The organism is Flavobacterium aquicola (genome assembly GCF_003385115.1).
In the GTDB taxonomy this organism is placed as follows: Bacteria; Bacteroidota; Bacteroidia; order Flavobacteriales; family Flavobacteriaceae; genus Flavobacterium; species Flavobacterium aquicola.
The window spans coordinates 38653-59312 of the sequence record NZ_QUNI01000016.1 but is presented as its reverse complement, the minus strand read 5'-3'; the positions used below and the strand labels follow the sequence as shown (position 1 = coordinate 59312).

Sequence of the window (20660 nt, the reverse complement as noted above, 5' to 3'; positions counted from 1 at the left end):
AAAATGAAAGAAGAATTTAAAAATAAAGTGGCAGTCATCACTGGAGCTTCAATGGGAATGGGACTTGCAGCAGCTAAAGCATTTGCAGCAGCGGGGGCTCATGTAGCTTTGGTCGATATATTAGACGCCAGCGCACAGGCAGAAGAACTGAAAGCAGCAGGATATAAAGCTGAAGCATTTATCTGCGATGTAGCCGATGAAAAACAGGTAAAAGAAACTGTTGAGAAAATTGTAGCACAATTTGGGAGTATTGATTTTGCATTTAATAACGCAGGTATACAAGCACCTCCGCAAGAACTTGCAGATGTAAGCAATGAAATATACGACCGAGTTATGGACGTAAACTTAAAAGGTATTTGGAACTTTATGAAGTACGAATTGCAGCAGATGCGCAGACAAGGCAGCGGTGCTATAGTAAATAATTCTTCTTTAGGCGGATTGGTTGGTTTGCCAGAACGTGCTGTTTATCATGCCTCAAAACATGGGATTTTAGGTATGACAAAAAGTGCTGCGTTAGAATACGCTCCTCAGGGCATAAGAATCAATGCAGTTTGTCCTGGAATCATTGTAACGCCTATGGTAGAAGATATGCTGGTTGGTCAGGCAGAAGCGATGAATGCGATGATAGAGCAGCTTCCTATTAAGCGTTTAGGCAGGGCAGAAGAAATTGCTGATGTAGTGCTTTGGCTTTGCAGCAACGCATCTACTTATGTAATTGGGCAGGCTATTGCTGTAGATGGAGGTTACACTGTACAGTAATTTTTAATTATCAGAATTAAAAAGAAGTTTTTATGTATATTTCTGTGTAGAAAATTCAATGAAGAAGCCAGTTTTTTTTAAATTGGCTTCTTCATTGCAACTAATTGCTATTTTTTATCGATTTTCTCAAAAGTTAAAAAGTTTATAGAACCAGACTGCAGCGTTATTTCAAAACCATTTTTGGATGGAATGTTTTTTTTAATTTTAGTTTCTGTTACAATATTTTTTTCCAAAGTATTAATAGCGTCAAGTGATGGAGCTGTATAAATTATCTGGTTTTTCAATTCCATTTTTTCTAAATTTCCAAAACTAATTTTTGTTTTTACTGATTCATTTTCAGAAAGATTAATGACGGCAAGAGTTACTTCTTTTCTGTCATTAGAAATACTGGCAGCAGCATCAATAAGATTCATTTTATCTTTTGACGCCGGTGTATTGACAACAATATTGAGATTATTTTGCTGACTGTACTGCCTGTACGCCTTAAGCGGTGTATATACTGTTTGGTGATAAGAACCTTTTTCGGTAGTCATAATAGCTGCTAAAACATTAACAGTCTGAGCCCATGTTGCAAGCCCGATAATATCTGCATTTCTTTGAAACATATTTAGAAATTTTCCAACAGCTAAAGCCTGAGCCCAGTTGTATGGATATTCTAGATTATAAACACCAGTTCCTTTATTTGACTGCATATCCCAGATGCCCCATTCATCAATTGCCAGTTTCAAAGGTTCTGATCTTGGAGGGAAGCGATACCATACTGGAAAGTCCTGAACTTTTGCAGGCACAGTATTGAGCAGGGTTCTTATGCTGTCGAATTTTTCATTAAAACTATCAACACTCTGAAAAAGGGTCGAATATTTAGAATCCGATGGCATTGAATAAAAATGAACAGCAAGAAAGTCACAAACTGGATGCATTTCAGAAACTACTTTTTTGCTCCATTCTAAATCATCAGCATTTCCAACAAGTGTAATTTTGATAGAAGGATCCTGAAGTTTCATCAGCTTAATTATGTGCCAGCTGTCTTCAATATATTTATTCACATTCTGATGTTTACCGGCATCAGGTTCTGCATATTCCTCATTTCCTATACCCCAATATTTAACATTAAAGGGTTCTTGATAACCGTGTAAACGTCTTAAATTAGCCCAATAGGTATCTCCTGTCCCATTACAATATTCGACCCAGTCTGAAGCATCATTAGGTGAATCTGTTGACATATTTACTACCAAAAATGGTTCAGCTCCTATTTCACGGCAGTATTTCACAAATTCAGCTGTTCCAAAATGATTGTCCATTATTCCTCCCCAAATTAGATTTTTACGTTTTGGGCGGCTTTCCTTTGCACCAATGCCATCTTTCCAATGGTATATTTTAACAACCGTTCCTCCGGGATATCTTAAGAGAGGAGTTTTTAAATCTTGAACACTTTTAAGTACATCTTTTCTAAAGCCTTCTTCATTTGATAAAACTGATTTTTCATCATAAATACCTCCGTCAATAGATCTTCCCAGAAATTCAATAAACTGACCATAGAGTAACGGAGATATCTCATTTGGCTTTTGTTTTAAATCAACAAAAATTTCTGCATCTTTTTTATTTTGGGATGTGATGTTCAGCACAGAAAGCTGGAAACAAAAAAGTAATAAATAATATTTCATTTTTTTATTTGATTAAGGTATTCAGAGCTGTGGAATTCTTTTGCTTCAAAGCAAATAGATATTAAAATTAATAGATTTATACTTAATTCATTCGAAGGAATTTTTACACTAATTTTGGATAAAACCTTCGTATCTTGCGAAAATAAATTAAAATCTATAGCAAGGTTTATACTAAATTATCAATCTTGTATCAAATCTAAACACGAACCACAAAATATAAAAAAAATGAAATTTACTTTTATTATGCTGGGAACTATATTGTTGTCAGCGGGTCTTACGGCACAAATAAAACTTACATCGAAAAATATTGATGCCGTTATTAAGGAAATGACTATTGAAGAAAAAGCAAACATACTTGTTGGCTATTCTTTTGGAAAGTCGTACTGGGGTCTGCCTACCAATCCGGATCCAAATGCGGGTGCTATTGTCTTAGGTGCTGCTGGAAATACAGCCAAAATTGATCGGTTTGGAATCCCTCACACAGTATTTGCCGACGGACCTGCCGGTGTACATATTAATGCTGAAAGACCAAATGATACAAAGAAATATTATTGTTCCGGATTTCCTATTGGAACACTGCTTGCTTCTTCCTGGGATACTGATCTTGTATACAAAGTAGGAGCTGCAATGGGCAATGAAACCAAAGAATATGGTGTTGATGCGCTGCTTGGACCTGGAATGAACATCATGCGTAATCCGCTATGCGGGAGGAATTTTGAATATTATTCGGAAGATCCATTTGTGTCAGGTTTAATTGCTGCTGCTGTTGTAAATGGTATTCAAAGTAATGGAGTAGGAGTATCTGCAAAACATTTTGCAGCTAATAACCAAGAGGGAAACCGTACGTATAACAATGCCATTGTAAGCCAGCGTGTACTGAGAGAGCTGTATTTAAAAGGTTTTGAAATCATGGTAAAGAAAAGCCAGCCATGGACCATTATGAGCAGTTATAATTACATAAATGGAGTTTACACACAGGAAAGTAAAGATTTGTTGACTACCATTCTGCGTGATGAGTGGGGTTTCAAAAATATTGTAATTACAGACTGGACCAATACCCGAAATACAGCAGCACAGGTACATGCAGGAAATGATCTGCTGGCACCAGGTAACGCTGAGCAGATTAAACAGATTTCGGACGGTGTGAAAAATGGTTCTATAGCTATTGCAGATGTTGACCGAAACGTGAAACGAGTACTGGAATACATAGTCAAAACACCACGTTTTAATGGATATAAATTTTCGAATAATCCAGATTTAAAAGCGCATGCAGAAATCATCCGTAAAGCAGCTCCAGAAGGCATGGTTTTGCTGAAAAATGATGGTGATGTACTGCCTTTGGACAGTTCAAAGAAAAAAGTGGCTCTTTTTGGACATACTTCTTACGGTCTTTATGCCGGGGGTTCCGGTTCTGGCGACGTAAATAAACCTTATGTGGTAGATTTAGTAGAGGGACTAAAAAATGCAGGAATAGAAATTGACGAAACTCTAACTACCGTTTATAAAAAGTATCGTGATTATGCTATAAATGAAGCCGAAGCTGAAATGGGACCATTTTCATCATCGAGTTATTTTCCGCGCCCAAGGGTAAAAGAACCGCAGATGGGAGTTTTTACCTATACCTACGCAGCCGAAAGAAATGAATTTGCCATCGTTACAGTAGGAAGAAGTTCTGGTGAAGGAGGCGACCGTGCTTTTGAAGACTTTAATATTAATTCAGAAGAACTGGATATGCTAAAGCAGACGTATGAAGCTTTTCACAATAAAGGAAAAAAAGTAATTGTAATTTTAAATGTAGGAGGTGTAATTGAAACTGCCCCTATTCAGAAATATTCGGATGCAATACTGCTTGCATGGCAGCCAGGTATGGAAGCAGGGAACAGTATTGCTGACGTGCTTACAGGCAAAACATCTCCTTCAGGAAAACTTACTATGACATGGCCTGAAGCTTTGGCTGACGTTCCTTCGACTAAAAATTTCCCTAATGGTTTTACATGGAGGGATGAAATGTTTGGTAAGAAGGAGGAAATCAATAAACTTCCAAATTTAGGAGAAACTAAGTACGAAGAGGGATTAAATGTTGGCTATCGCTATTTCCAGACCGAAGGGAAAAAGACTGCATATCCTTTTGGTTTTGGAATGACTTATACACAATTTGAATACAGCGGCGCAGAGATAAAATTAAAAGGCGGAATCTACACTGCAACTGTAACTGTAAAAAATACAGGAAAACGTGCAGGCAGAGAAGCTGTTCAGCTGTATGTTTCTGCACCTAAAAGTAAACTTGTAAAACCTGTTTATGAACTCAAAGCATTTGGAAAAACAAAAGAGCTGCAGCCTGGAGAGAGTCAGAAGATCACAATGACATTCAGTAATTATGACTTAGCTTCCTATGACGAATCTCAGCAGTCATTTATTACTGATGAAGGTGTGTATACTGCCCGATTCGCCGCCTCTGTAGCCGACATCCGCCAGAATGTTGATTTCAAAGCAAAGGCTCAGATGGTTAAATGCCACGATGTATTGAAAATGAATTGATATATTGATTAATATCTATTTTTTATTAAAAATATTTTAAATATTCTAGAATGCATTACATAGAAAACATTAAAACCCGCCAAGGTGGGAAGGCCGTTAAACATATTTTATTTTCAATCTTATTGTTGGGTTTCTTTTCAATTGCGTCAGCTCAAGGATATAAAAATCCTGTAATTTCGGGCTTTTATCCAGATCCAAGTGTCTGCCGTGTTGGAGATGACTTTTATCTGGTTAACAGCAGTTTCGAATTTTTCCCTGGAGTGCCTATTTTTCATAGCCAAGATCTGGTTAACTGGAAACAGATCGGTCACTGTCTTACCCGTGAATCCCAGCTTCCGCTTCAAAAATCCGGAGTGTCAGGCGGGATATATGCGCCGACTATCCGTTATAATGATGGGACTTTTTATATGATCACAACGAATGTTTCAGATAAAGGCAATTTCATCGTTTACACTAAAGACCCAGCGGGGGAATGGTCAGACCCGGTATGGCTTGAACAAAAGGGGATAGATCCTTCGCTTTATTTCGAGGATGGACACTGCTATTTAACCTCAAATCCTGATAATATGATTTATCTTTCTGAGATCGATCCTAAAACAGGAAAGCAGCTTTCAGCTTCAAAAGCGATCTGGTCCGGTACTGGAGGACGCTATCCCGAGGCGCCTCATATTTATAAGAAAGATAACTGGTATTATCTGCTGATTTCAGAAGGGGGCACAGAATACGGGCATAAAGTTACTATATCAAGAAGCAGGAATATAGATGGTCCCTACGATTCTAATCCGGCCAATCCAATACTTACCCATTCCAATATGAATGCGCAGCTAAATCCTATTCAAGGTACGGGGCATGGCGATCTGGTACAGGCGGGTGATGGATCATGGTGGATGGTTTGTCTGGGTTTTAGACCTCAGTCAGGACTTAACCATATGCTTGGACGCGAGACATTTCTTGCCCCAGTGAGCTGGGATAAAGATGCATGGCCAGTTGTAAATGGAAACGGAACTATTAATTTGGATATGGCAGTGCCGACACTTCCCCAGAAAATTATAAAGGAGGAAACTGCGGAGAATAATTTCGGTACAAGTAAATTAGGGATGGAGTGGAATTTTCTGCGTAATCCAAAACAGGAAAATTATTCGCTTTCTGCAAAAAAAGGAGCACTGCGATTAAAGCCTGCTGCAATTACATTGGATCAAGCGGGTTCACCTACATTTGTTGGAAGGAGACAGCAGCATATTAATTTTACTGCTTCTGCAAGTGTTGAATTAGGTAATTCTGAGGTTGATGATCGAGCAGGAATCACTGTATATATGAATAACGCAGCACATTACGACCTCTTTGTAAAACAAAATAAAGATGGTAAAAAGCAGCTTGTACTCGAGTATCGAATGGGAAGTGTGCTGACTTCAGCGGCTACAGTAGATTTACCTGCAGGAAAGGTCAAGCTTCAGGTGAAAGGTGATAAAGATTTTTATCATTTTTCGTACTCCTTAGACGGATCTTCTTTTAACGCGCTTGGAAAAGCAGATGTTAAGTTTATAAGTTCGGAAACTGCTGGTGGATTCACGGGAATCTATTTAGGGCTTTTTGCGGTCACCAATAAGGAGAATTCAAAAGCATATGCAGATTTTTATGATTTTAAATACAGCTTTTAAGAAAAGAACTTTTTACGGTAAGTTTTTAAGCAGCCTCGGGAAATTACTAATTATTTAAATAACGTATGCAGAGTAAAAGACGTTAATTCTTCGGATTTAGCGTTTTTTTATTTCGTTTTGCTTTGAAAGTATTCATATCAAAATTCATTGATTATAAATTCTCGGAATTAACAGCTTAATTTTTTGTTGCAAAAATGACGGTGTATTTTAAAGTTTATAGCTGTAAAATTTCTTAACTGACTGCTATTACATAATTTTGCGACGAATGAAGTAATCAGCTTCTTATACTGTATTATGAGCAACACATTTTCTGACAGCAGCCAAATTGGAATTGTATCTACTTTCTCTGAGCTTGTACATACTGGTTTCAAGGGAGAAATGAATGCATTATGCTGGTATCGGAATTTAGATGGAGATTTTAATGAGATTGTAAAGAAGTTATCTTTAAAAGAAAATATAACCGAAGTTTCCCCTGAAGATCTAATCGTGCTACAGCTATCAGAAAAGGGGAATATAGCTAGGGAAACAATCTTAAATGATTTGCAGTTATTAACTGATTTTGGAGCTTCACCCTCTCTTAATTTACTGAAGTGTTATGAACGTGATGATGAATTTGATTTCATATCGACTGATGTTTATTCTTTTCATGTTGATCGTTCGCCCATTGCAACTGATACTTTTTTATGTACCTATCACGGAGCAGCAAGTGATATTATTTCTAATTCACAAGCACAGCAAAAAATTCTAATTCCAGAAATCCGAGCAAAGCTAAAAGAACTATATAATGGTCCATCGGAAGAATTTGATGACTTTTTAAAGGAAAATTATTTTGATTTGCATTATCAGTTAAATCCAGAAGCAGAACCCATTAATTTAGGTGTAATGAATCTTTGGCGACTGGCCGTAGATCATCCAAAACAGCAAGTACTGCCTTGCATTCATAGAGCACCAATAGAAAATGAAGGGGAGTATCGCTTGCTTTTGATTTGTTAAGGAGATTGTATAAGAAGCTGCAGATTACTAAAAATGAATTTTAGAAATCACCTCACTTTTATTTAGTATCATTCATTATTGCTGAAGATTTATTAATTTTTGAAAGCTGTAAAATCTTTAATTCTTAAATTTGACTTAAGACCTATGCATTCATGCAATGAAACAAAATCATTTAAGTTAATTTTATAAATGTACAAATGAGACTTATGAAATACCTAATTTCCTTCTGGTTCTTATTGACGGCAGGTTTTGGCTATTCCCAAAATTGGAGTACTAATTTTGAAGATGCTAAAATGAAAGCAGAAAAAGAAAATAAAAACATTTTGTTAGTTTTCTCTGGTTCAGATTGGTGCGGACCTTGCATGAGATTGGAAAAAGTAGTTTGGAAATCACAGGAATTCCAAACGGAAGCCGATAATAACTGGGTTATTTACAGAGCCGATTTTCCTAGAAAAAAAGTAAACCAACTTTCTTCGGAATTGGCGGAAAACAATAATAAACTAGCCGAAAAATACAATAAGCACGGTAGCTTTCCATTGGTTTTGCTTTTGGATAAAAAAGGAAAAATAATTGGTGCCACAGGTTTCAAAAATGCAACGGCATCTGAATATATTAAGCTCATCCATTCGTTCGAAAAATAGAAAAAAATGAAAGTTTTAATTGTTGAAGATGAGATAGGGATTGCCAATTTTCTAAGGCAGGGTTTAGAAGAGGAGGGCTATGAAGTCTTGGTCGCCCACGATGGAAAGTCGGGACTTGAATTAACCAAGAAACAAAAAGTAGATATCGTTTTACTGGATTGGATTTTGCCTCAAATGCTGGGTATTGATGTTTGCAAAGAAATCCGAAAAGAAGATTCAAAAACTCCTATTTTATTTTTAACGGCCAAAGATACTATTCAGGAAACCATTGAAGGTTTGAAAGCTGGTGCCAATGATTACATAAAAAAGCCATTTAGTTTTGATGAATTGGTAGAGCGTATCAGGATTCATTTTAGAAATGAAAATCAAAACGATGTGCTTTCCTTGGGCAGAATCAAAATAATGCTGTCCAAACATCAGGTTATTGTAAATGATCAGGAAGTTCCACTTACACAACGGGAGTACGAGTTGCTTGCTTATTTGATGAAGAACAAAGGAAAAGTATGCACAAGAAATGAAATTATAAATGATGTTTGGGATATACATTTTGAATACGATACAGGCGTAATTGATGTTTTTATAAATGCCATTCGGAAGAAACTTAATTTGAATAAAGACGAAGATCTTATAAAAACCATTAGGGGCGTTGGATATATTGCAAACGACATAAATTAAATTGATGCTTTCATTCTCCTATAAAAATAGAATTGCTTTTAATTACATTCTCAGCACGGCACTATTGATTTCGGTGGTGTTTTGCACTATTTATGGAATCACTTTATACAGTATTAACAAACATATAAATGATGATATTTTAGAGGAATCAAGTGAATATTTGGAGCAGATAAAAATTGACAGCAATAATGCCTATCTGATTCAAGTGGATCAATGGAGAGAAAGTGATAATAATAGAGTCAATGTAAATCCGGTTTTTGTGCAGTTTTTTGACAATGACAATAAATTAATTGACAAATCACCCAATCTGAAAGGATTTCAGCTTAAACTCCATAAACCCGAAAAGGACAATCAATTTGTTGATACTTATTTGAATAAAAAACCAATTAGGCAGATTCAGATTCCGCTTTTTGATAAAAATAAAAAAATAGGATATCTTTTTGTAGCGATGTCTTTGGATGAGGCAACATTGATACTGACCAATCTCAGAAACACTCTTTTTATAGCCTTTCCATTAATTCTAGTGTTGTTGTTTTCTATTGCCAGATTGATTGCGGGACGCAGTATTAAACCTGTAACCTTGATCACTGAAACTTCCAGCAGAATCACCAAAGACAATCTGAAAGACAGAATAATTCTGCCTCAAAATAAGGATGAATTATTTGTGCTTTCTAAAACAATTAATGATTTATTAGACCGAATTGAAAATGCGGTCGAAAGAGAAAAACAATTCACCTCAGATGCTTCTCACGAGCTACGGACACCTTTGACCGTTTTGAAAGGAACGCTCGAAGTTTTGATACGAAAACCCAGAAACCAAGCCGAATATGAAGATAAAATTAATTTCAGCATTTCTGAAGTTAACCGTTTGAATAATTTGGTGGATCAATTGCTTTTATTGGCTCGGTTCGAAAATCAAAAACAAAGTTTACGCATTGAACAAATTTACCTGAATGCCATAATTTTGGACGCTCTTTCGTTATATTCAAGCAAAATAAATGATAAAAAACTAGAGGTTTTACACGATTTTTCAAAAGATTATTTTGTTACCTCAGATAACTATTTGGTGTCCACAATCATCAGTAATATAATTTCAAATGCTGTAAAATATTCTCATGAGAATGGGCAACTAGTGATAAATATCTCCAAAAGCGGTTCAAAAACAATTTGTTCTATATCTGATAATGGCATTGGGATTTCAGCAACCGATTTGGATAAAATTGTAAATCCATTTTTCAGATCAGATCCAACATTGCATCCAGAAATTAAAGGTTCCGGTTTAGGACTTTCCATTGTAGAAAGAATTACGCGATTATTAAATATCGAATTCAAAATTGAAAGTGAATTAAACAAAGGAACCACAGTAATTTTTGTTTTTGAGTAAAGCTGTAATTTGTAATTATTTGAATATCCTGCAAGATTTTTTTTAGCCTTGTAGGTATGAATACGAATTAGGAGATACCTACAAGGTCCGGAAAAAGACCTTGCAGGAACAGTTTTAAAAAAAAAAGATTTGCGCTTTATTAAGGAATCATTAGGCGAGTCTTAATTTGTTCTTAAGCATATTCTTATTTATTAGATGCACTTTTGTTTTGATATTAAAATTGATTTTGTCGCAGTTGATATAAAAAAAATCATATAACCATTAAATCTTATATAGTCATGAACGATGCACATTTACACATGGTAGTCAACCATTTTCCGATTATTGGAACCATTTTTGGATTTGGAATTTTAATAGCAGGTTTGGTTTTAAAGAATAAAACCCTGATAAATACTTCTTATGTATTATTTATTGTTAGCGCTGTTTTTGGCGCAATCAGTATGGGAACTGGAGAAGGAGCAGAGGAGTTGGTTGAAGACATGCCAAATATTGGAAAGCAAATCATTCACGAACACGAAGAGCTGGCCGAAAAATTAGCTGTTGTACTTTATGTTTTAGGAGCATTTTCACTTGCTGGATTGTATCTGAATTTTAAAATTCATGCTAAAGCAAAATTGCTTTCCTTCCTGATATTGGGAATTTCTGTCATCGGATTGTTTTTGGTTCAAAAAGTAGGAACTTCAGGTGGGGAAATTCGTCACACCGAAATAAGACCCAATGCCGATACAACGGTTAATGGTGCTGTAAAACAATCGGAAGAAAAGGAAGATTAAGGTTCTGATTTATGCTCCACAAAGGAGAGATAATACATATGCTAAAACAAAAAAAAATAGACTCTAAAGTGGTCTATTTTTTTATGATTTAAAGTTGAGTCTGATATGTTGCTAAGTTAAGTTTTTCTTGCCATTCTTTTTCTAAAAATAGATCTCGAAAAGGCGCGAAGACGCAAAGTTTTTAACGTATTACTTTGCGACTTCGCGTCTTTGTGAGATTGAAATCCAGTCTAACTTAATTTCTTTGTTGTCGAGTGGATAAAACCGATTTTCAATTTATCTGAATTTAATATTAAGGCTTACGATATCAGAAACCATATTAGTGGTTCTGGTATAATGACCATAGCGTAATTCTAAAGTGTTCCAATGTTTTACACCAAAGATACCTTCGGGAGGCGTGAATTTCATGCCCATTCCAAAAAAGCCACTGTCGAATTTTGATAAATCATAATTACTGGTATAAAACTCATCTGCCGAGGTATGCTCACCATAAGGCTTAAAATACTTGGTTCCGCTCTGGGTATAATACCTATAGAACGGACTCAGCGAAAATGCCTGTGTTAATTTTATAGGAATTTCAAGGTCGGCTGTATGAGAATTGATTCCCCAATCATCAGAATAATATCTGTAGTAAGCTCTTATAATAAAATTGTCTCCCAGAAAATAACTGGCTCTGATTCCCACTGGAGTTTTAAGCCTTGTATCCGGCATTTTTTCCTGATGCACGGAACCATCTTCAAAGTAAACACGATGGAAAGGAAGGCTTAAATATCCGTTCTGGCTGATAACATCCGCAACAAGCATTATTTGAAGCTCTTTGTTTATAATCTGGGAATAACTAAGGGTTCCCACAAAAGTATTTCGGTTTGCAGTGTCATAGCCTTCACTTCCATAGGTTCTGAGTTCAATTGGCTCGATTAGTTTTAACTGATCAATAAAGGTTTGGAACTTGGCAGTAAACTCACCATTTCTATCTTTTGTTTTTTGCGAAAAACTAAGGTTCGCACCAAAAGACTGGTAATCGAATTCGCTTGAAGAGGAAACACCTGCGCCAAAACTTCTCCCTTTTTCTATATTTTCTCTAAGATAGCCCAGAGAAGGATAAAAACGAATGTCAGAAGAGGATGCTGATGAATTGGCACTTAAATCGATCATGTCTGAAGATGCCGAAGTATAGTGATCAATACCCGCTTCAATATCAAAGGTGTGCTTGATTCCAGTTTGTCCGAACTTAACAAGTTTGACATCTATGGTATTGGCAATATCGGTAAGATGCTCGGAACCAATTCCTCCCGTAACGGCTGAATTATCTCCATCTTGTGTATAATAACTGGAAACTAAATTTACTTCCTCGACTTTTAATTTTCGGCTTTCGTAATTTGTTGAATCCTTAGCGACGTTTTGTGCTTTTAATTGGAACATTGCCAATAAAGCAAATCCTGATATGAATATTCTTTTCATATATGTGAAATTTATTTGTAATAGGTCATATATGGTATCGCCTTTTGTTTATAGGTGTTTGTTTGCAACAAACTTGTTATTAATGGCGATTTCATTTTTTATATTATCAAAAAATTAATTACAGCCACAGCCACCACCGCTTTTTCCTGAATTGGCTCCGGAAGCTCCTTCACGGTAGGATTGAAAACTGAGCTCAGTCTTTTCGATTTTTCTGTTGGAAAGTACCATCTCCGAATCGTTGATTTTTCCTTTCTGATATTCTTTCACAGGACTGCAGGAGGCAAATAGCATTGCTGATAAAACGATACCGCATGCAAGCAGGAGTCTTTTCTGATTAGGCTTTTTCATTTTAAACGGATGTTTTTTGAAGTGTAAATATTATTGTTATCATCTATTATAATACAATGTAAATTGGGTATTTGATCGATTAAAAATAAGCCTGCTTTAATTCCCATCACCGCTATTGGAGTTGCCATTGCATCGGCAAACTCGGCATTTGGCGCAATAATGGTGACACTTTTTATGCCTGATATGGGCAGTCCCGTTTTTGGATCTATCGTATGCGAATATTTTTTGCCGTTGATGGTTACATATTTTTCATAATTCCCCGATGTTGCTACCGCACTATTGGAAATTTCCATATAAGAGAACGGCTTATTGGGAGAAACAGGATCAGCCACACCGATCGTCCATTTTTTGTTATCGGGCTGTTGTCCCCACACGCAGAGGTCCCCGCTCGCATTAATAATTCCGCTCTTTACATTTTGTTTCAGAAGAATTTGTTTTGCCATTTCGGCCGCATATCCTTTTCCGATTCCGCCAAAGCCAATGCGCATGCCTTTTTCTTTTAAAAAAACGGTTGTGTTTTCTTTATCCAAAATGATATTTCTGTAATCGATAAGATGCACCATTTTTAAAGCCGTTTCACTGTCCGGAAGTTTGGTCATTGATTTATCAAAATTCCACAGACTTTTATCAATGCTTCCGTAGGAAATGTCAAAAGCACCCTGAGTGATTTTGGAAATGCCGATTGATCTTTCTATAAGATTAAAAACTTCCTCATCAACTTTTACGGGTTGAATGCCCGCATTTGCATTGATAAGGTTTGTCTGGCTGTCATCGCTGTATGTTGTTAGAAGTTTTTCAATTCTTCGGATTTCCGCTATGGCAAGCTCAATATGTGCATTGGCAGTCTTTTCATCAACCGCGACAACGGTGATGGTAAAGATGTTTCCCATAAGTTTCAGGGACTGTGAATATTTTTGTTCTTTGATCATATTATTTTCTACTGTCACAAATTGCTTTAATCTCGGCAGTCCATTCCTCAGGACTGTTTTGAGGTTTTCCGTGCCATGTTTTAATTACTTTTCCCTCGGAGTCAAGCAGCAGTGTAAGCGGAAAGTTTCCTTCTTTGTTATATATGTCAGCTAGCTGTTCATTTTGCTTAATCTGTTCAGGAGTGCCTATATTTTTCTTTTTTCGCGGAAAATCAGCATTGACAAGTACTAAGTTTTGGTTTGCCATTTTTGTAAAGACTTCGCTTTGGATATAATCCCTGTGCAATACAATACAAGGTCCGCACCAGTCCGATCCGGAGAAGTTTAATAATATTAGTTCGTTTTTTTCCTTTGCAGTTTTTTTTGCAATAGTAAAGTCGGGTTCCCAATTTATCGTGGGAAGAAAAGTTAAGAAAAGGAACAGTGTAAGGACTTTCATCGTGAGTGTTTTTAGCTATACGAAATAACGAATTATAGCTGGTCTTATTTTTTTTCTCAGCTTAAGATTTAATTAATTTTAAAATCGGACAAAAAGGTTCATACGCATATTCAATAAATTTACAGCCAGAAGATTAAAACTATTCTGATAAGAAATCTGAAGTGAATAATTTGTTTCAAAAGTCAATCGGGAGATAGTAAAATGTCATTAAGTTAAGGATTTCTCACTATTTTTTTTAAAATATAATTTTCGCAAAGGCGCTAAGACGCAAAGAAATCCGATCCCAACTTTGCGCCTTCGCGTCTTTGCGAGAGTGAATAAAAGCTCAGCATAAAGGTATTGCTAGATTGGGAAAAGAAAGGATTAATTAAAATTGAAAATCTAAAATATTCGATGAATACAACTGAACAAGAATTAAAAGGACTAAGTTTTGACGAAGTAGTTGAAAACAGAAAAAAATTTGGAATCAATAGGAATGATTATAAAAAAGAGAACCGGTTTTTAGCTTTTCTAAAAACTGTGTTTGCAGAACCAATGGTAGTTTTATTGCTTATTGCCTCAGCCATTTATTTTATCAACAGTCAATACAATGATGCTGTTTTTCTTTCGGTTTCAATTTTATTAATTGTTGCCATATCACTTTATCAGGAAAAAAGAAGCCAAAATGCATTGGCAAAATTACAGGAATTCACCGAACCTTTGTGCAAAGTGATTCGTGAGGGACAACAGCAGGATATAAAAACGCATGATATTGTGGTTGGAGACTTAGTTGTTATTGAAGAAGGCTGTATGGTTCCCGCTGACGGTTTTATCATTCGTTCGAATGATTTTTCAGTGAATGAGTCGATACTGACCGGTGAATCGATGTCTGTTTTCAAGGATAGAAAAAAGGATGATAATAAAGTTTTTTCAGGTACAACCGTTGTCAGCGGATTGGCTGTCATTGAAGTAACTGAGGTTGGCAGTCAGACGAGTTTAGGTAAAATTGGAAGCAGTCTGGAAGCTATTGCAGAGGAAAAAACACCATTGGAAATTCAGATTGGGAATTTTATAAAAAAAATGGTTTTTGCCGGAGCTTTGATGTTTATTTTGGTTTGGTGTATCAACTATATAAAACTTGGAAATGTTCTTGGAAGCCTTTTGCTTGCACTAACTTTAGCGATGAGTATATTGCCCGAAGAGATTCCGGTTGCGTTCACGACATTTATGGCTTTGGGATCGCGCAGACTGATGAAGTTGGGAATTATTGTCAAACAAATGAAAACGGTCGAAACATTAGGCAGTGCAACAGTAATCTGTACCGATAAAACAGGAACGATTACTCAGAATAAAATGGAACTGGCCAGACTTTATGTGCCTTCAGGCTCAGAAGTAGCGGTAGATACTTTCAGTGAATTAAAAGAAACCGAAGAACTCCTTACAATTGCGATGTGGGCAAGTGAGCCAATCGCTTTTGATCCAATGGAAATTGCCCTGCATAATGCGTATAAAAAATTTGCCCATAAAGATTTAAGAATCAATTTTAAAATGATTCACGAATATCCTTTATCTGGTACACCGCCAATGATGACCCATCTGTTTGAAGATGCTAATGGCAGTCGTATAATTGCAACAAAAGGCGCACCTGAAGCTATTTTTGAAGTTTGTCATCTTTCAAAAGAAGAAAAAGAAACGGTAACATTGGCTATGGAAAAACTAATGAGTAAAGGTTACCGAGTTCTTGGCGTTGCAAAAGGGAATCTGCAGGGTAATAATTTCCCCGAAACACAGCAGGAAATTCCATTTATATTCAAAGGTTTAGTTGCTTTTTATGATCCGCCAAAAGACAATTTTAAAGAGGTTTTACAGTCTTTTTATGCAGCAGGAATAGGGGTGAAAATTATTACCGGTGATAATGCGAGTACCACAAATGCTATTGCCGAGGAAATTAACTTTTTTGGTTCCGATAAAGCGATTACAGGACAAGAACTCATGAAACTGAGCGATACTGAACTGCAAAGCAAAGTAATGAACATTAATGTATTTAGCAGAATGTTTCCCGAAGCCAAATTACGTATTGTGAATGCCTTAAAAGCGAATGGACAAATCGTAGCTATGACGGGAGACGGTGTTAATGATGGGCCTTCGCTTAAGTCAGCGCACATAGGTATTGCAATGGGAACAAAAGGAACGGCAATAGCCAAAGATGCAGCGTCTCTGATTCTTGTAGAAGATGATCTTTCTAAAATGGTGGATGCGGTTGCTATGGGAAGAAAGATTTATACCAATTTGAAAAAAGCGATTCAATATATCATTTCGATACACATTCCTATAATCCTGATTGTTTTCCTTCCGCTTGCTTTGGGATGGATTTATCCTAATATATTCAGTCCGCTTCATGTGATTTTACTCGAACTTGTTATGGGACCAACCTGCTCCATAATATACGAAAACGAACCTGCTGAGGCCGATACGATGAGAAGAGCACCAAGACAAATGACTTCGACATTTTTTAATATAAAAGAACTTATAGTAAGTGTTTTACAAGGGATTGCTATAACCTTAGGAGTATTGCTGATATATCAATGGTCAGTGCATAATCAATGGAATGAAAACAGCACCCGAAGCATGGTCTTTCTGACTTTAATGACAGCCAATGTTGTGCTTACGCTGGTGAATAGGTCTTTTTATTATTCCTTATTGGTGACACTTCGATACAAAAATGTTTTGATTCCAATCATTGTAGGTATTACAGTGTTTTTGGTCACATTATTGTTTGCGATTCCCTATTTACGTTCCTTATTTAGTTTTGAACCAATCACAATTTTTCAATTAATTTCATGTGTTTCAATAGGTTCATTATCAGTGTTATGGTTTGAATGGGTAAAATACTTTAGAAGAAGAAAAAGAAGTTAGATTTGCATTTCTGTAAACTTTACCAATTGTTGCATACAGTATCTAAAGAATTAGCTTGTAATCTATAAGCAATAAATAAAAAAAAGGTTTGTATGTATTTTTAAAATTATGCTTAAAATATTACAAAATAGTGTGACACTTCCTAAAATTTAAATTTTCCGGGAGATGTGCCAAAATGTTTCTTAAACGCAGTGGAAAAATGCTGTACATGTTCATATCCAAGTATATAGGCCACTTCGGTAATATTGCTATTGCCATCACTAAGTAATTTAAAGGCATGATCCATCCTTAGCCCCCGTATGTATTCAAAAACACTTTTTTGATACATCGCTTTAAATCCTGTTTTTAATTTAAAAGAATTGAGTCCGCAAAGGCTTGCGAGTGAATCCAGTGTTAATGGTTCAAGATAATGAATGTCAATATAGTTTTTTAATTCGTGTATTTTATGCTTGTCTATTTCTTTAACTCCCAGTTCATAAGCATAATTTTGCTCGGCCATAATTTCACTAAACTGCAGCATCATAAGTTCGCTCATTAGCCCTTGAAGATAAAGTGTTTTTAGGCTTCCTGTAAACTCAGTCGTTCGTATCTGGTGCAGAATAGAAAACATTTTTGGAGTAAGCCTATAGGCATTTTTAGATAAACTAAAAGACTGTTTTCTTTCTATCTTATTTGCAATATCTTCCATCCAGTTGTCGCTGGGATGAATCAGATCCTGAAAAAATCTTTTGTTTATTCCTATAGACACACTGTCAATATTCTGATTGCCTGTAACTCTATGCTCGTTGTCATCTGGTGCATAAATTAATGTACAGCTTTTTGAAGTATTTACAATAGGTTTATCAATGCCTTGATAAGAAGAATTTACCTGTCCGTCAATTATAAAAGTAAGTACAACATCTTCCATTCGCTTAAAAGGAGAAGTTTCTGCGGTTTCGTGCAGAATAACATTTTCCATAAAACTGGATTGATTACTCGTGATTTTTATGTTGGGCAGGTTAATAATCTGTGAATTATAAATCCTGTCAAATTGTTTTTGCTCGTTTTGCATGACAATGTAATTAATACGGTTTGCGTATTTTAAAATACTTTATGCGTAACTGCTCGTTTAATTGAAGACCTACTTTTGCAAAAGTAAATATCGCAGCTGGCTATTGGTGTATAACTGCTTAAAAATGCAGCAATGCTTAGTTTATTTTTTTACAAAAATACATAAAAACAACAATGTTTCATGCTGGGTATTTATATTCAGTACATTACATTAATTAAAAGTTATGGCAGAATATCTTAATCTGCTGTATCTGATCCGAAAACAAATTCTATGGAAAATCATTTAACTCTAGGTGCGGCAGCCTTAAGAAAGGCGGCGCTTAATGAGGAAGCAAAAATATATATATTAGATAATGAATTATTATTCAATGTATTTAAAAAAGCTGCCAATCGATATATAGGCGGTGATACGCTGGAAGAAACAATTCCCAAAGTTCTTAAAGAAAATAAAGACGGCCATAAATGTTCAATCGAATTTATGGGAGAGAATGCCAAAACGGAGATGGAAGCCTTAGCAGCAACAGATGAGTTTATAAAAATTTGTGAGACTATTAAAGGGAATGAATTTAACGCATCTATTTCACTCGATCTGTCTCACATTGGGTTGAATATTTCACGTGAACTTGCATTGGATAATTTAAGACAAATTTGTAAATCAGCAGGAAATAATGAAGTTATTATAAGTGCGGAAGGCGTAAATATGACAGACAGCATTATTGATACCTATAAAGAGGCTTCAAAAAATCATAATAATTTAGGCATAACTCTTCAGGCATATCTTCACCGATCAAAAGATGATTTTGCTGATTTACTTAATTATCCAGGAAGAATAAGAATTGTTAAAGGAGCATTTGAAACTCCGGCAGGATATTCTATTCCGAGAAGTACTGAATTAAATGATATCTATCTTGATTATATAGACACTTTACTGTTTAGACGGCATAGATGTTCGATTGCTACCCATCATGATATAATACAGCAGGAAGCAAAAAAATTGGTGAATTTATATGCATCTCATAAAAGCTGTTATGAATTTGAAAGCCTTTATGGCATACAGCAGGAGCAGTTAGCGGTGCTTAAAGAGGAAGGGTATATGACAAAAGTATATTTTGTCTATGGAAGGGAATGGTACCTTTATGTATGCAACAGAATTGCTGAATATCCAATGAATATTTTCACAGCTTTGGCCGATATCAGTCAATAACACTTAATTACAAATTCTAAATTAATGCAGCTATGCAAAAACAAAATATACTAAACTTTATCATCCTTATTTTATTTTCTGCAGCCCTTGGATGTGACTCTGATGATTCGGATAAAGAGACTCCAGCTCCTGATGGGAAATGGCAGGCAGTGGTTTACAATATTCAAAACTCAAAGCTTCCGGATAATCAGGTAACAGCTATTGAAGCAGCTAAGGAGGGGGTAATGTGGATAGGTACAGCAAAAGGTCTTGTGAAAATTAACGGCACAGAATGGACTGTTTTTAATACAGCAAATTCTCTGTTGCCTTCAGATCATATACGTGCACTAGCTTTGGAAGCGAATGGTAAGCTCTGGATTGGAACAGATAGGGGTTTGCTGTCTTATGATGGTTCAAAATGGAATCTTTATACTACTGCTAACAGTGTAATTACCGACGACAGTATATTTTGCATAAGCTATGATGATAAAAACAAACGCATTTGGGTGGCAACCGAAAATGAGCTTATTAAAATTGACAGCGTAACAGGCTTGTGGGAACGATTTGGCGGTTTTGAAGACAACCTGATACTTTCGATGGATGTGGCACCTGATGGCAAAATATGGATGGGATTATTCAATCACTTTGCATTTAGAGGACGCATTGTAAAATTTGATGGACAATTTGCAGAAACCTTTCAGTTGGATCATTTAGGCTATCCTTCAACATTCCCATACAGTTTATCCGTAAGCAGTAATAATGTAGTTTCTGCTGTGCTTACTGGAACATCTGTAAAAGCATTGATTCGAATAGAAGCCAGTGCTATTAGAGAACTGCCTTTGCCGCAAGACCTTACAGGGATTAAATCACTCCATCAGGATGGTCAGAATTTATGGATCGGTGGCAGTACTCTTGCCGTATATAACGGACAGGCTGTTGAATTGATAACCATCCCTATAGACGATTCGACAATTACTGTCATAGCATCTGGAAAAAATAACAGTAAATGGTTAGGGACTGTAAATAAAGGACTGGTTATTTTAAGGAAAAACTAATTAGGATAAATATTTAACCAAAAGAGAATTGTTTATAAATTTAATCACTGGCGAATTTTATACATAAACGGCCGAAAGAAATAATGGCGATATTGCATTTGCCATCATAGTTACTTCTGATAAATTTTGGAGGTCAATAGAGCAAGATAAGTTGACTTTTAAAAAGATATTATTGTCACGGAGTATACTGAGCAGAAAAAAAGCATAGCTTGCTA

General features: G+C 35.9%; 17 protein-coding genes. 11 read left to right on the top strand and 6 right to left on the bottom strand.

The genetic code is table 11. The features are described 5' to 3' along the window. The first annotated feature begins 3 nt into the window (after positions 1 to 3). The gene (locus tag C8P67_RS19845) at positions 4 to 759 is read left to right on the top strand and encodes an SDR family NAD(P)-dependent oxidoreductase (protein ID WP_115814932.1); all 756 of its coding nucleotides are present in this window, start codon (positions 4 to 6) and stop codon (positions 757 to 759) included. Between the two features lie 107 nt (positions 760 to 866). Here the strand turns inward: C8P67_RS19845 and C8P67_RS19840 are convergent, their stop codons facing one another. Next, positions 867 to 2423, bottom strand: a complete 1557-nt coding sequence (locus C8P67_RS19840) for an alpha-L-arabinofuranosidase C-terminal domain-containing protein (protein WP_115814931.1) — start codon at positions 2421 to 2423, stop codon at positions 867 to 869. Between the two features lie 225 nt (positions 2424 to 2648). Between C8P67_RS19840 and C8P67_RS19835 the strand changes: the two genes are divergently transcribed. The 7 genes from C8P67_RS19835 (at position 2649) to C8P67_RS19805 (ending at position 11085) form a co-directional block, all read left to right on the top strand. Then, complete coding sequence (locus C8P67_RS19835; RefSeq protein ID WP_115814930.1) at positions 2649 to 4961, top strand: glycoside hydrolase family 3 C-terminal domain-containing protein; 2313 nt, start codon at positions 2649 to 2651, stop codon at positions 4959 to 4961. Between the two features lie 50 nt (positions 4962 to 5011). Beyond that, a complete protein-coding gene (locus C8P67_RS19830; protein ID WP_115814929.1) occupies positions 5012 to 6619 on the top strand; it encodes a glycoside hydrolase family 43 protein in 1608 nt (535 codons plus the stop codon). A gap of 294 nt (positions 6620 to 6913) precedes the next feature. Continuing rightward, positions 6914 to 7612 carry a DUF1826 domain-containing protein gene (locus C8P67_RS19825; RefSeq protein ID WP_115814928.1) on the top strand — a complete coding sequence of 233 codons (699 nt, stop codon included), beginning with the start codon at positions 6914 to 6916 and terminating at the stop codon, positions 7610 to 7612. Positions 7613 to 7818: 206 nt separating this feature from the next. After that, the gene (locus C8P67_RS19820; protein WP_115814927.1) at positions 7819 to 8253 is read left to right on the top strand and encodes a thioredoxin family protein; all 435 of its coding nucleotides are present in this window, start codon (positions 7819 to 7821) and stop codon (positions 8251 to 8253) included. A gap of 6 nt (positions 8254 to 8259) precedes the next feature. Then, positions 8260 to 8928, top strand: a complete 669-nt coding sequence (locus C8P67_RS19815; RefSeq protein ID WP_115814926.1) for a response regulator transcription factor — start codon at positions 8260 to 8262, stop codon at positions 8926 to 8928. Positions 8929 to 8932: 4 nt separating this feature from the next. Then, positions 8933 to 10312 (top strand): sensor histidine kinase, encoded by a 1380-nt coding sequence (locus C8P67_RS19810; RefSeq protein WP_115814925.1) that lies wholly within the window; start codon positions 8933 to 8935, stop codon positions 10310 to 10312. Positions 10313 to 10590: 278 nt separating this feature from the next. Beyond that, a complete protein-coding gene (locus C8P67_RS19805) occupies positions 10591 to 11085 on the top strand; it encodes a hypothetical protein (protein ID WP_115814924.1) in 495 nt (164 codons plus the stop codon). Positions 11086 to 11361: 276 nt separating this feature from the next. On the opposite strand, the gene C8P67_RS19800 is transcribed toward C8P67_RS19805, so the two are convergent. The 4 genes from C8P67_RS19800 to C8P67_RS19785 form a co-directional block, all read right to left on the bottom strand. After that, a complete protein-coding gene (locus C8P67_RS19800; protein WP_115814923.1) occupies positions 11362 to 12546 on the bottom strand; it encodes a DUF3570 domain-containing protein in 1185 nt (394 codons plus the stop codon). A gap of 114 nt (positions 12547 to 12660) precedes the next feature. Beyond that, positions 12661 to 12837, bottom strand: a complete 177-nt coding sequence (locus C8P67_RS19795) for a DUF4266 domain-containing protein (RefSeq protein WP_115814980.1) — start codon at positions 12835 to 12837, stop codon at positions 12661 to 12663. 53 nt (positions 12838 to 12890) lie between these two features. After that, entirely contained in the window at positions 12891 to 13823 is a 933-nt protein-coding gene (locus tag C8P67_RS19790; protein WP_115814922.1) for an FAD:protein FMN transferase, read from the bottom strand. A gap of 1 nt (position 13824) precedes the next feature. Further along, positions 13825 to 14262, bottom strand: a complete 438-nt coding sequence (locus C8P67_RS19785) for a thioredoxin family protein (protein WP_115814921.1) — start codon at positions 14260 to 14262, stop codon at positions 13825 to 13827. 393 nt (positions 14263 to 14655) lie between these two features. Here C8P67_RS19785 and C8P67_RS19780 point away from each other — a divergent pair, with 393 nt between their 5' ends. Next, complete coding sequence (locus tag C8P67_RS19780) at positions 14656 to 17157, top strand: cation-translocating P-type ATPase (protein WP_115814979.1); 2502 nt, start codon at positions 14656 to 14658, stop codon at positions 17155 to 17157. Between the two features lie 142 nt (positions 17158 to 17299). Here the strand turns inward: C8P67_RS19780 and C8P67_RS19775 are convergent, their stop codons facing one another. Next, positions 17300 to 18208, bottom strand: coding sequence for a helix-turn-helix transcriptional regulator (locus C8P67_RS19775; protein ID WP_115814920.1), 909 nt, complete (start codon positions 18206 to 18208; stop codon positions 17300 to 17302). A 270-nt stretch (positions 18209 to 18478) separates the two neighbouring features. On the opposite strand from C8P67_RS19775, the gene C8P67_RS19770 reads away from it, so the two are divergent. Continuing rightward, positions 18479 to 19411, top strand: a complete 933-nt coding sequence (locus C8P67_RS19770; protein WP_115814919.1) for a proline dehydrogenase family protein — start codon at positions 18479 to 18481, stop codon at positions 19409 to 19411. A 32-nt stretch (positions 19412 to 19443) separates the two neighbouring features. Further along, positions 19444 to 20445: a ligand-binding sensor domain-containing protein gene (locus C8P67_RS19765; protein WP_115814918.1), complete on the top strand. Its 1002-nt coding sequence runs from the start codon at positions 19444 to 19446 to the stop codon at positions 20443 to 20445. The last annotated feature ends 215 nt before the right edge of the window (positions 20446 to 20660 follow it).